Raw genomic sequence first — 13,413 nt, 5'->3', positions numbered from 1 at the left:
CAATGCTAAACAGCCACTGTTTCTATAGAAGTTGTTCTCAATCAAATGTAAAAGGAGTCTCCGCCTTACATACGCATACCGCCATCCACTTCTAAAACTCGACCGGTAAAGTAGTCGTTCTCAAAAATATACTTGGCCGCATGTGCAATTTCGCTGGTTTCGCCAATTCGCCCAACGGGAACCATTTTGTTCAATCGCTCTATTGCCTCTGGTTTTAAACTTGCCGCCATAGCCGTTTGAACGATTCCCGGAGCGATTGCAGCAGCGCGAATCCCGTATCGGGCCAACTCCTTAGCCCAGCACGTTGCCAGTGAAGCGACAGCCGCTTTGGAAGCCGAATAGTTGGATTGACCGATATTCCCCGCACGAGCCACACTCGATATATTAATAATGACGCCCTTGCGCTCGGTTTCTATCATTTTAGCGGCCGCTTCTCTTCCGCATAGGAATGTGCCTGTTAGGTTTACATCAATCACCGAATTAAACTGCTCTAACGACATCTTACTGATTTCGCCATCTTTAGCCTTTATCAACAGACCGTCTCGTAGGATTCCCGCGTTATTAATGAGCCCGTCTAATTGTCCAAAATCTTCAACAATATCAGAGAACGTCTGCTCCACTTCCGGCTCATTGGTCACATTCACTTTATAAGTCAGCGCTTTAACCCCAAGCATATGGCATTGATCTTGAGTTTCTCTTAACGCGTCTTCGTTAACGTCAAGTAAGGCAAGTTCGGCGCCAGATTGAGCAAGTGTAATCGCCATCATTTGCCCTAACCCTTGACCAGCCCCAGTTATCGCTATCACGCTTTCTTTTAAGTTCATCATCACTCTCCATTTGCGACATGCAAATCTATCGCCTAAATGCTGTATTTACAGGCTAACCTTGATACGGCCTTTACGGGCTAAAAGCCCTAGCGGTCATCCCATTTACTGTTTGGTTTGATGTTGGTAAAACTCGAACAAACTCGAGAAGTCTAGCTCTTCATTACCGTCGGCGTTGTGAAATGCATAAAGGTTTCGCGCTAACGTCCCCATTGGTATCGAAGACTGGCTTTGAATAGCGGCGTCCATTCCCAAGCCCAAATCTTTCAACATAAGCTTACTCATAAAGCCCGGCTTATATTGATTGCTGGCTGGCGAGTTTTCCATAACACCTGGGCAAGGGTTATACAGCTCCAAAGCCCAATTTCGGCCAGAGCTTTGTAACATGATGTCAGAAAGCACCTTAGGGTTGAGTCCATTATCGATGCCTAAGTTCAGCGCTTCGCAGGTCCCAGACATTAAAATTCCTAGCATCAAGTTATTACAAATTTTCGCCATTTGGCCATCGCCAGCATTACCAGCATGGAAGACATTCTTACCAACGAACTTCAGCACAGCTTCCGCTTTTTCGAACGCAGCATCCGTTCCACCCACAATAAACGTTAAAGTGGCGGCTTTAGCGCCTGCTACACCGCCCGATACAGGTGCATCAACAAACTGCAGTCCTTTCTTATCCGCTTCATTGGCCACCAACTTCGCGGTTTCCGGATCAATAGTAGACGAGTCAATCAGAAAGGTGTCCTGACTCACGACATCCAACAAACCCACACTATTTGAGTTATCTTGCTCAGCCTCGCCAAGGTAAACCGCTCGTACATGCGCACCCGCTGGCAGCATAGTGATCACCGTTGTCGCCCCTGTGACCACTTCTTTGACAGAGTGCGAAACAACCGCACCTAATGGCTCCAGCTTCTTGGCTGCTGCCTCGTTCAAATCAAAAACTCGTACAGAAAACCCGGCTTTCAACAGGTTTTCCGCCATAGGACCACCCATGTTACCTAGTCCAATAAATGCAATGGTACTCATGAAACGCCTCCTCAAGTGAGGTAGTTAGTGAAATTAGAATGGTTCGTTCAACTAAAACTTATTTGCCCAGCTGAGACAAAGGGTGCTCATCGTCGCGCCACAAAGGAGTAAACAATGTATCCATCACTTTTTTATCAACATCGTAAACTGTCTCGAACATCCAGTTTGGTTCACCACATTTGTCGATCAGCCGCGCTCTAACCCCTTCTTGGAACTCACCTAACATGCCACTTCGTACCGCTAAGTTCAGTTCTAACCGAAAGCAATCTGCCAGAGAGAGGTCGTGATAGTGCTTGATCTGACGAAATACGATGTGTGAGGTAATAGGACTTCCCGCTAATAAGGAACGTTGCGCCGTTTCAAGCCATTTCGCTTGATCCGGTGTTGCACCCGAGATTTCAATATCAAGCAAGCTCTGACGAATTAAGGCCAAATCATTACTTCGACAAGCAAACTCGATCCGTGATAAGAATGGGACGATTTGGTGCTCTGGTTGATGCGTCACTGCCTCTACGGTTAGGCTTTCCAATAGCTCATTGATCACTGAATAATGATCGTTAGCACTAAGCCACTGGATCGACTGAAGCTGATCACACAGTTGATCTCGATGTTCAGGTAACAATAGATAGTCCCCAAGGTGAAGCTCCACAGCATCGCTGGAGTTGACCATAGTCCCGGTTAAGCCAAGGAACAAACCTACGCCAACTTCCAAGCGGTTTAGAAACCATGTCCCGCCTACATCTGGGAATAAACCGATACTCACTTCAGGCATCGCCAAACGTGATTTTGGTGTCACGACTTTATGGCTCGCTCCCATAAACACACCCATGCCACCGCCCATTACGATGCCTTCACCCCACGCGATAATTGGCTTAGGGTAAGTATGAATCAAATAGTCACACTGGTATTCCAACGAAAAATAGCGAGTACAAAATTGCTCAGCATCGGACTTAGACTGCTTGCTCATCACAGTATGCATGGTGCGAACATCGCCCCCTGCACAAAAGGCTTTTGAGCCTTCACCATTGATGAGAACACACACGATGTGTTCATCGGCCTGCCAATCCAGCAGTTGCTGATTCAATTGCGCTAACATATCAAATGTCAGTGCGTTTAATGATTCAGGGTTATCTAACGTCGCGACACCAATTTGATGATAACTGTCAGTACAATTAAGCCTGTCAAACCTGACTTTCCCTGCCATATTCCCTCCGACAAATCTTCAAAGGATTCCAAATCGCGTAGCACTAAGTAGCTCTTAGCTTGCCGTTTCACTGCGATTCTCGTTATTGATTTTTCCACTCGGGCTTACGCTTTTGTAAAAAGGCATTGACCCCTTCCGTTTGGTCTTGTGTATCAAACAACTTCACAAACAATTCACGCTCTTTCATTAGCCCTTGATTCAACGGTGAGTAACGCGTGTTTTGAATCAAAGATTTACAAGCCGTCACAGAAGAAGGCGACTGATTAGCGACCGAGCTTGCCAATGCAACCGCACTTTCGAGCGACTGCCCTTGCGGCACAATTTCTTCAATCAATCTTATTTGTAGTGCTTGTTCAGGTTTCACTTGTTCTCCGCACAATATGATGCGTTTCGCCCACCCCTCCCCGACTAATGCCGTTAGGTTTTGCGTCCCACCCGCACAAGGTAGCAAGCCAACTTTTGCTTCTGGTAACGCCATTACCGCTTGCTCCTCTGCTATCCGAATATCGCACGCCAGCGCCACTTCCAGCCCGCCACCCATCGCGTAACCATTAATCGCTGCGATAGAAACGCCCCGAAAACAAGACAAAGTTTCAAACGCTTCAGAGAACGCTCGCGCCATATCAAATGCGGTCGTTTTGTCTCCGTCGGCAAACAAATTCAGATCTGCCCCCGCAGAAAAGAACTTTTCGCCTTGGCCAGTAATGACTAAAGCGTAGACATTATTGTCTTCGTTTAAGGCTAGAATCGTGTGTTTAAGCTCATCTAGGCTACTTTCAGTCCACGTATTAGCCGGAGGGTTATTCATGGTTAACACTGCGGTGTGCCCTTGAATGTCCAATTGAATAGCCGACTCTTTTGGGTTCTCTAAATGGTGAGACATAAACACACTTCCTTAAATCCGTTGATAAACATGGCGACCAATATCGATTTTTAATGTAGATAGATGAACAGCAACCTTCTTCGCCCTATAAGATATTAGCCCCCTCTGCGAGCAATCGACGCGCAACAATCAAACGCATAATTTCATTGGTGCCTTCTAAAATTTGATGTACACGAACATCTCTGAAATAGCGCTCCATTGGGTATTCTTTGATGTAGCCATAACCGCCATAAAGTTGAAGCGCTTGGTCGCAAACTCTAAACCCTACATCTGTCGCAAAGCGCTTGGCCATTGCGCAATAAGCCGTCGCTTCAGGGTCTTGTTTATCGAGCTTACTCGCGGCATAACGCACTAATTGACGAGCGGCTACTAACTCCGTTGCCATGTCTGCTAATTTGAATTGTAGACCTTGAAACTGCGCTAAGTTTTTACCGAACTGTTTTCGTTCTTGCATATATTGCGTTGCTTGATTCAAAGCTTGCTGGGCAGTACCAATTGAACAGGTCGCGATATTAATCCGCCCGCCATCCAGACCTTTCATCGCAAAAACAAATCCTTGCCCTTCTTCACCTAACAAGTGGTCCGCTGGGATAGAAACATTATCGAATGTAATTGCTCGCGTAGGCTGGCTGTTCCAACCCATTTTGGGTTCTTTACGTCCGTAGCTTATCCCTTCGGCATCCGCAGGTACCACAAATGCAGAAACCCCTTTTGCGCCCTGCTCACCCGTTCTCGCCATCACCACCAGCAAGTCGGTTTCGCCAGCACCGGATATAAAGGTTTTGCCACCATTCAGCAGATAATGATCGCCTTGCTTCACCGCAGTAGTCGTTAAAGACGCTGCGTCCGATCCTGCATTAGGCTCAGTTAGGCAGTACGATCCCAGCCAGTCCCCTGTGATCAAACGATCACAATATTGCGCCTTAACCGAATCACGAGCGAAGCTTGCGGTCATCCAAGTCACCATATTGTGAATCGTCATAAACGCCGTTGTTGATGTGCACCCCATCGCGAGCTGCTCAAAGATGATTGATGAATCTAAACGGCTTAAACCTAGCCCGCCTTGCTCTTCTGGTGTATACAAACTAAGGAAGCCAAGCTCCCCCGCTTCTTTTAATACGTCTTTGGGGAATATCTGTTTTTCATCCCATTCCGCTGCCATCGGGCTCAATCTGTCTAAAGCAAATTGATAAGCCGTTTCAGAAAATGCGCGTTGGTCTTCATTCAATTCAAAATCCATAATCAGCCCACCTAGTTATCTCAAACATTTAACCCTTTATTTCAATTGGATAGTCATGTTGGGACCAGACGGAATATCATCATCAAACCAACGTGAAGTGACCGTCTTAGTTTCAGTATAAAAACGTACCGCCTGCTTACCATAAGCATGCAAGTCACCATAGAAACTGCCTCGCCAGCCCGTAAATGAGAAGAAGGGTAATGGCACTGGAATAGGGACATTAATACCGACTTGCCCTACTTGGATCTCATGTTGATATTTACGCGCCGCAGCGCCATTTGCCGTAAATATGGATGTACCGTTCCCGTAAGGGTTCTCGTTAATTAAAGCAATTGCATCTTCTAGGGTGTCGACTTCCAAACAGACAAGCACTGGTCCAAAAATTTCTTGCTGGTAGATAGACATTTCCGTGGTTACGCCACTAAATAAAGTCGGCCCCACCCAGTTTCCATCCGGGAACCCATCAACCATGCACTGACTTCCATCTAATTCACACACTGCTCCTTGGTCTTTCCCTTCTTGGATTAACTTCAATACTCGCTCTTTAGCTTGCTTGCTGATTAACGGCCCATAACCCGCACTCTCATCGTCCCAGGCACCAGGCTGAATTTTTGCCATTTCGGCTTTTAAGTCAGGGATCCATTGCTTAGTTCCCCCAACGAATACCGCCACCGATATCGCCATACAACGCTGACCCGCCGCACCAACGGACGCTCCAACAAGATTGTTGACCACTTGTTCTTTGTTTGCATCGGGCATTATCACCATATGGTTTTTCGCTCCGGCAAAGGCTTGAACCCGCTTGAAGTTCTTAGTGCCTTGCTGATAGATATACTGAGCAACAGGCACTGAACCGACGAAAGAAATAGTACGAATATCAGGGTGTGACAGTAGATAGTCGACCTGCTCTTTTCGGCCGTGAACAATTTGCAAGACACCTTTCGGCGCGCCTGCTTGCTCAAACAGTTCGGCCATGCGAATAGAAGTAAGCGGTACCTGCTCAGAAGGCTTAAGCACAAAGGTGTTCCCACTTGCTATTGCTATTGGAAACATCCATAACGGAATCATTGCAGGGAAATTAAAGGGCGTAATACCGCAACACACACCGAGCGGTTGAGTAATAGAGTAAGTATCGATATCAGTCGCAACATTTTCTACCATTTCGCCCATCATATTGCTGGCGATATTGGCAGCTTGCTCCACCACCTCGATCCCACGCCAAACGTCTCCTTTGGCATCAGCAATCGTTTTTCCGGTTTCATGAGAAAGTAAAATGGCAAGATCATCATGATACTCTTTCAACAAATGCTGGTATCGCAGCATCAGTCTTGCTCGTTCAGGCACCGCAACCTGCTTCCATGATTGAAAGGTTTGCGCTGCGCTTTCTATCGCTTGCTCCATTTCACTTTCAGTTGCACAAGGTAGATTGGCAATCACTTGATTCGTCGCGGGGTTGGTGACATCGACCCATTCACGTGTTTCTGATTGACGAAACTCACCACCAATTAATAAGGGAACTGACTTCATCGCATTCTTCCTTTTAGATTATGCCAACCCTACTCACCACACCTTTACGGGTCGACGAATTTCAAACTAATCTGCTTGCTACAATGTGTAGCCTCAACTTGGCCATTTACAGCCTACAAAGGCACTTCAATTCCTATGGCCGTTGCTTCTCCGCCACCAATACACAGTGACGCTACACCACGCATGGTCTTTTTATGCTGGTTGTCTGTCGCGGCTTGCATTTGCTTTAAGCTATGAATCAAAGTGACCAAAATCCGTGCACCACTGGCACCGATCGGATGCCCAAGCGCGCACGCGCCACCTTTAATGTTCACTTTTTCAATATCCAGCCCAAGTTGGTGCACCGCTATTTGAGTGACCACTGCAAACGCTTCGTTGATTTCCCATAAGTCGACCTCGCCAATTGACCAATCTAACTGCGACAATAACTGCTCAATGGCGAACACCGGAGCCAATGTAAATTCCGATGGCTTACGCGCATGTGTCGAGTGACCTTTTATAATGGCTAACGGTGTATACCCGTGTTGTTCCGCTACCACCGAATCCATCAACACCAGTGCCGCTGCGCCATCTGAAATCGAACTCGAGTTGGCGGCCGTCACCGTTCCTTGCTCCGCAAACGCAGGGCGAAGCTGACTAATTTTTTCTAAATCTATTTCTTGAGGGTGTTCATCAAAATCAAGCACATCCACTTGTTTGGTTTTGCGATTTTTGACTTCCACTGTCGCGAGCTCATCAGCAAATAGGCTCTGCTGTTGAGCTTGCAATGCTCGTTGCGCGGACATTGAGGCCCAATCATCCATTTGCTTGCGGCTAAATTGTAATTGGTCGGCTACTTTCTGCGCATACACGCCCATTAGCTCGCCTTCATAGGCATCTTGAAGGCCGTCCAAAAACATGTGGTCATAAGTGGACTTATGGCCTAAACGCATGCCGCCTCGTGATTCTTTTAATAGATAAGGCGCGTTAGTCATGCTTTCCATCCCACCAGCGACGCCACTTTGAATCGAGCCCGAACGAATCAGATCATGGGTAAGCATTACGGCTTTCATACCTGAACCACATACTTTGTTAATGGTGGTACAGCCAACAGAGTGAGGAAGTTCAGCGCCTAATGCGGCTTGACGTGCGGGGGCTTGGCCGCATCCGGCGGGGAGCACGCACCCCATAAAAACTTCATTAATGATGTGAGATGGAATATCGGCAGACTCAAGCGCTGAGCGTATGGCGATTTGCCCTAATTCAGGAGCAGAAAAACCATGAAGCATGCCCTGAAAACTGCCTAGCGGAGTACGTTTAGCTGAAACTATCCAAACGGATTTATCCATTGCGTTACCCTCATTCGCAGCCAAAACATACCGTAACCGAGTTCAATGACCGCCCTTTTTAACGAATCGGATTATCGGGTCCACATGCCGAATCGGTAAATCAAAAGAGCAAAAGTTGTGGTTATTTTTTGAACTGCCATTTCTTGACGTTTACGTAAGCATAGCACTAACATTTACGTAAACGTAAAGAAACAAATGAGCAACATGTCAAACTTAATGGACAGTAAACACGCTATTCATTAAGCCACTAATTCTTGTGTTTTCCTCAGCAACACGGCGTTGGAGGGACATCAATGATGGATACGTTCAAGATTAGCGAACTGGCCAAAGAGTTCGAAATTACGACACGCAGTATTCGCTTTTACGAAGATATGGGGCTAATCCACCCAAGCCGTCAGGGCAATACTAGGGTCTATCAGCGACGCGATAAAATCCGTTTGAAGCTGATTTTACGGGGTAAAAGGTTAGGCTTTTCGTTAGCAGAAATTCGTGACCTTTTTGAGCTATACGACACCAATCAAAGTGATGTGCAGTTGGAAAAAATGCTCAACATTATTGATGAAAAACAGCTATTGCTACAAAGACAACTCGACGACATCAATGTGGTCATGACCGAGCTCAATACCGCACGAGAGCGCTGCCACCAAGCCCTCAATCGCTCTAAACCCAATTAATGGGAATGACGAACAAGCGTCTCGTCATATCGAACAGGAAGATGAGGAAATAGCATGAACAATGATTATATCCCACTGAATTTCGGCCTAGATGAAACCGTCAACATGCTGCGTGAGCAAGTTAATGCCTTTGCCAGCGAGCACATCGCGCCTATTGCTGCCGATATCGACAGAGACAATCAATTTCCCAATCACCTTTGGCCATTACTTGGCGACATGGGTTTACTCGGCGTCACGGTTGATGAAGAGTATGGCGGTGCCAACATGGGGTACTTAGCCCATGTGATTGCCATGGAAGAAATCAGCCGAGCCTCCGCATCTGTAGCACTCAGTTATGGCGCACACTCTAACCTTTGTGTGAACCAAATTTTCCGAAACGGCACACAAGCACAGCGCGATAAATACTTACCTAAGCTCATCGATGGTAGCCACATTGGTGCACTTGCCATGAGTGAGCCCAATGCTGGCTCTGATGTCGTTAGCATGCAGCTAAAAGCGGAGTTAAGCGGTGAATACTACATTCTCAATGGCACCAAAATGTGGATCACCAATGGGCCAGATGCTCATACGCTAGTGGTTTACGCTAAAACAGACCCGCAAGCCAAATCACACGGTATTACCGCCTTTATCATTGAGTCAGAATTTGAAGGTTTCAGCCATGCGCAAAAGCTCGATAAGTTAGGGATGCGCGGTTCAAACACCTGTGAACTGGTCTTTGACAACTGCAAAGTGCCTCTCGAAAACGTGCTCGGTGAAGTCAACCACGGCGTTGAAGTCCTAATGAGCGGCTTGGATTATGAACGGGTGGTGTTAGCCGCTGGGCCGCTAGGAATTATGCAAGCCTGCTTAGACTTGGTGATGCCCTACGTTCACGACCGAAAACAGTTCGGCCGCTCCATTGGGGAATTTCAGTTAGTCCAAGCAAAAGTTGCTGATATGTATACCCGTACCAACGCCGCCCGAGCTTACGTTTATACGGTCGCTGCGGCTTGCGACCGCGGTGAAAGTACCCGAAAAGATGCCGCTGGAGTCATTCTGTATGCCGCTGAATTGGCGACTCAAATAGCGTTAGATGCGATCCAATTACTTGGCGGGAACGGGTATATCAATGAATTTCCCGCCGGGCGCTTATTACGCGATGCCAAGCTGTATGAGATTGGCGCCGGCACTTCAGAAATTCGCCGAATGCTAATTGGCCGTGAACTCTTTGAAGAGTCGCGATAGCGAAAGTCACTAAGGAGCATGTATGGCGATTCTACAAAGCAAGGCAAAGCCCAACGACCCACACTTCATTACCAATCAACGAATCATGGTCGACCAAATCGATAACTTGCGCTCTAACCTTGATGTGATTAAGCAAGGTGGTGGGAAGGCAGCGCTCGCTCGTCAGCGTTCAAAAGGGAAACTGCCAGTAAGAGAACGTATCGCTGAATTGCTTGATGATCCTGAAGACTTTCTTGAGATAGGACAATTTGCTGCGTGGCGCGTCTATGACGAAGCCATCCCCTGCGCTGGCGTGGTGGCAGGGATCGGAAAAGTTGAAGGGATCGAGTGCATGATCATCGCCAATGATCCGTCAGTCAAAGGGGGAACCTATTACCCCCTTACGGTCAAAAAACACCTTCGCGCACAAGAAATAGCAGAACGCTGCCAACTTCCGTGCATTTACCTCGTCGATTCAGGCGGTGCCAACCTCCCACACCAGGCGGAAGTATTTCCCGATAAAGAGCACTTTGGCCGCATCTTTTTCAATCAAGCGAGAATGTCAGCCAAAGGTATTCCACAAATTGCTGTTGTTTTAGGCCTGTGCACAGCCGGAGGCGCTTATGTTCCCGCAATGGCTGATGTGTCAATCATAGTCAAAGAACAGGGCACTATTTTTTTGGCTGGGCCGCCTCTGGTTCAAGCGGCAACAGGGGAAGTAGTCACCGCCGAAGAACTGGGCGGCGCTGATGTGCACTGTAAAAAGTCTGGTGTAGCAGATTATTACGCTCAAAATGAGCAACACGCGCTGCAAATCGCTCGTCAATCGATCGCAAGTACTAATCAACCACCTACTCTCGCGCCTTCCAAAAAGGCGCTCCCACCACGCTATAACGCAGAAGAGATATACGGCATCGTCAATGCCGACTTGCGCCATTTGTTTGATGTGCGTGAAGTGATCGCGCGCGTGGTCGACGACTCCGATTTCGATGAATTCAAAGCGTGTTATGGCAAAACGTTGATCTGCGGTTTTGCCCATCTATTCGGTCACCCGATCGGTATCATCGGCAACAATGGCATCTTATTTTCAGAATCCGCTCAAAAAGGCGCGCACTTTATTGAGCTGTGTGCCAAGCGCAAGATCCCATTGCTATTCCTGCAAAACATCACCGGATTTATGGTCGGGAAAAAATACGAAGAGCAAGGCATCGCTAAACACGGCGCAAAACTCGTGATGGCAGTAGCCTGTGCAGACGTACCTAAATTCACAGTCATTATTGGCGGTTCGTATGGCGCTGGTAACTATGGAATGTGCGGCCGCGCTTATGACCCAACCATGATGTGGATGTGGCCTAACGCCCGTATTTCCGTCATGGGTGGTGAGCAAGCCGCTGGTGTGTTGGCTCAAGTGAAACGAGAGGTAAAAAACCGTAAAGGTGAACCTTGGTCAGACGAAGAAGAAGCACAATTCAAGCAGCCCATTCAAGATATGTACGAGCAACAAGGCCACCCGTTTTACGCGAGTGCTCGATTATGGGATGACGGCATTATTGACCCAAAAGATACACGAGAAGTTATCGGAAAAGCCTTAATTGCATCGCTGCGAGCACCGATACCTGAAAGCCAGTTTGGCATCTTCCGCATGTAATAACCCATATCGACACCTTGTTAAACATAATCAATGGAGGCCACCGTGAACGGCTCATCGACTAACGACGAAAAATCTATTTTGTGTGAGGTCAGCGATCTTGGTGTGGCTTGTTTAACGCTAAATCGTACTTCGAAAAACAATGCGTTTAACGATACGATGATCGAAGCTTTGATTAGTAACCTTAATCGTCTTGCGTCACAAGAAGGTATTCGCTGTTTAATTTTGAAAGCCAATGGCGAACATTTTTCAGCGGGTGCTGATTTGCAGTGGATGCAGTCAATGGCGACTCAATCACGCAAGAAAAACCAAAAAGACGCCGATCGTCTTGCGCTTTTAATGTCGACTTTAGACCGTTTCCCCCATCCGACTATCGCTGTCGTGCAGGGCTGCGCCTTTGGTGGTGCGTTGGGTCTGATTTGTTGTTGCGACATAGCGATTTCCGACAGCAATTCTCAACTGTGTTTGAGCGAAGTAAAGTTGGGGTTAGTTCCTGCGACCATTGGCCCTTATGTTTGTCGGGCTATGGGCATTCGTCAAGCGCGCCGCTATATGCTGACCGCAGAAAGAATCGATGCCCAAACCGCTAAGCAGCTAGGGCTGCTCAATTTTGTCGTCGAAACCGCTACGTTAGATCTTCAAACAAAAATGCTGGTGCAATCCCTACTGGCCAATAGTCCCGAAGCTTTAACTCAAGCGAAGCTATTATGCCATCGATGCGATCAACAACCGATAGATGACGAACTCATTCAATACACTAGTCACCTTATCGCCGATATTCGCGTCTCACCTCAAGGGCAAGAAGGGTTGGCAGCGTATTTCGAGCGCCGTCCACCGAGCTGGGTATTGCATCCCGACGCTTCTAATTCAAACGAGCAAGATGATGAGTAGCCGCTTACCGGAGTCCGTAACCATTGTCGAAATGGGGGCGCGCGATGGACTCCAAAATGAAGCTACTGTTTCTACTCAAGCAAAAGTTGATTTGATCAACCAACTGTCACTTACAGGCCTCACTCATATTGAAGCGGGTGCGTTTGTCTCTCCTAAGTGGGTGCCGCAAATGGCCGACTCTGAGGAGGTGATACAGCAATTATCTCGCCAACCGAATGTGACTTACTCTGCGTTAACCCCGAATTTAAAGGGGTTTGAAAATGCACTTAACGCAGGGGCAGACCAAGTTGCGATCTTTACTTCTTCGTCCGAAGGCTTCTGTCAAAAAAACATTAACTGTTCGATAGCGCAAAGCCTCGAACGCTTTGTCCCGTTAATCGAACAAGCAAGACAACAACAAATTCCAGTTCGAGGATATTTGTCCTGCGTGGTTGATTGCCCATATGACGGCCCTACAGCACCCTCGCAAGTCGCGGCGGTCGCAAAAGATTTGGTCGAACTCGGCTGCTATGAGGTCTCCCTAGGCGATACGATTGGTACAGGCACTCCACTGCGTATCGCTAGAATGCTGGAAGCGGTAATGAACCACCAGCCAGCAAATAAACTCGCAGTGCACTTTCATGATACATGGGGGCAAGCACTCACTAACATCTATCAAGCCATGACGATGGGGATCCAAGTCATTGACAGCAGTGTGGCTGGCCTAGGCGGATGCCCTTACGCCAAAGGTGCTAGCGGCAATGTCGCGACAGAAGATGTGCTGTATTTATGCCATGGACTAGGAATTGAAACTGGCATCGATTTAGAAAAAGTAGTGAAAGCCGGTTGGCAGATCAGCCACCAGCTCCAACGCCAGCCTTCGTCGAAAGTCGCTTTGGCCGTGAAGCCCCTTTCACCGTAAAAGTTCTAACAGAATAAAGACGGATACTTACTAAAATAGCAATGCTTGATGGCAATAAAGCTTC

Annotated in this window: 12 protein-coding genes; 5 read left to right on the top strand and 7 right to left on the bottom strand. The window is 47.6% G+C overall.

Going from position 1 to position 13,413, the window contains the following annotated elements; translation table 11 throughout:
• Positions 1–65: 65 nt before the first annotated feature.
• From ELZ11_RS13280 to ELZ11_RS13250, 7 genes are all read right to left on the bottom strand, one after another.
• Complete coding sequence (locus tag ELZ11_RS13280; protein WP_137357964.1) at positions 66–824, bottom strand: SDR family oxidoreductase; 759 nt, start codon at positions 822–824, stop codon at positions 66–68.
• 105 nt (positions 825–929) lie between these two features.
• Entirely contained in the window at positions 930–1,850 is a 921-nt protein-coding gene (gene mmsB / locus ELZ11_RS13275; RefSeq protein ID WP_137357890.1) for a 3-hydroxyisobutyrate dehydrogenase, read from the bottom strand.
• Positions 1,851–1,908: 58 nt separating this feature from the next.
• The gene (locus tag ELZ11_RS13270) at positions 1,909–3,054 is read right to left on the bottom strand and encodes an enoyl-CoA hydratase/isomerase family protein (protein ID WP_137357889.1); all 1,146 of its coding nucleotides are present in this window, start codon (positions 3,052–3,054) and stop codon (positions 1,909–1,911) included.
• 82 nt (positions 3,055–3,136) lie between these two features.
• Positions 3,137–3,937 carry an enoyl-CoA hydratase gene (locus ELZ11_RS13265; RefSeq protein ID WP_137357888.1) on the bottom strand — a complete coding sequence of 267 codons (801 nt, stop codon included), beginning with the start codon at positions 3,935–3,937 and terminating at the stop codon, positions 3,137–3,139.
• Between the two features lie 85 nt (positions 3,938–4,022).
• Positions 4,023–5,177, bottom strand: coding sequence for an acyl-CoA dehydrogenase family protein (locus ELZ11_RS13260; protein ID WP_137357887.1), 1,155 nt, complete (start codon positions 5,175–5,177; stop codon positions 4,023–4,025).
• Positions 5,178–5,213: 36 nt separating this feature from the next.
• A complete protein-coding gene (locus ELZ11_RS13255) occupies positions 5,214–6,704 on the bottom strand; it encodes a CoA-acylating methylmalonate-semialdehyde dehydrogenase (RefSeq protein ID WP_137357886.1) in 1,491 nt (496 codons plus the stop codon).
• Between the two features lie 113 nt (positions 6,705–6,817).
• Entirely contained in the window at positions 6,818–8,032 is a 1,215-nt protein-coding gene (locus ELZ11_RS13250) for a thiolase family protein (protein ID WP_137357885.1), read from the bottom strand.
• Positions 8,033–8,328: 296 nt separating this feature from the next.
• Between ELZ11_RS13250 and ELZ11_RS13245 the strand changes: the two genes are divergently transcribed.
• Genes ELZ11_RS13245 through ELZ11_RS13225 form a run of 5 tightly spaced genes read left to right on the top strand, consistent with a single transcriptional unit; the run spans position 8,329 to position 13,349 of the window.
• Complete coding sequence (locus tag ELZ11_RS13245) at positions 8,329–8,706, top strand: MerR family transcriptional regulator (protein ID WP_137357963.1); 378 nt, start codon at positions 8,329–8,331, stop codon at positions 8,704–8,706.
• Positions 8,707–8,760: 54 nt separating this feature from the next.
• Complete coding sequence (locus ELZ11_RS13240) at positions 8,761–9,930, top strand: isovaleryl-CoA dehydrogenase (protein WP_137357884.1); 1,170 nt, start codon at positions 8,761–8,763, stop codon at positions 9,928–9,930.
• A gap of 22 nt (positions 9,931–9,952) precedes the next feature.
• Entirely contained in the window at positions 9,953–11,557 is a 1,605-nt protein-coding gene (locus ELZ11_RS13235; RefSeq protein ID WP_137357883.1) for a carboxyl transferase domain-containing protein, read from the top strand.
• A gap of 45 nt (positions 11,558–11,602) precedes the next feature.
• Positions 11,603–12,448 carry an enoyl-CoA hydratase-related protein gene (locus ELZ11_RS13230; protein WP_244291655.1) on the top strand — a complete coding sequence of 282 codons (846 nt, stop codon included), beginning with the start codon at positions 11,603–11,605 and terminating at the stop codon, positions 12,446–12,448.
• On the top strand, positions 12,438–13,349 hold the full coding sequence (locus ELZ11_RS13225) for a hydroxymethylglutaryl-CoA lyase (RefSeq protein WP_137357881.1): 912 nt from the start codon (positions 12,438–12,440) through the stop codon (positions 13,347–13,349). The genes ELZ11_RS13230 and ELZ11_RS13225 overlap by 11 nt, the downstream gene beginning before the upstream one ends.
• Positions 13,350–13,413: the final 64 nt, after the last annotated feature.

This window comes from Vibrio profundi, from assembly GCF_005281835.1.
Lineage (GTDB): Bacteria > Pseudomonadota > Gammaproteobacteria > Enterobacterales > Vibrionaceae > Vibrio > Vibrio profundi.
Note: the sequence above shows the minus strand (reverse complement) of the source record. Positions and strands in the feature narration are given on the sequence as shown.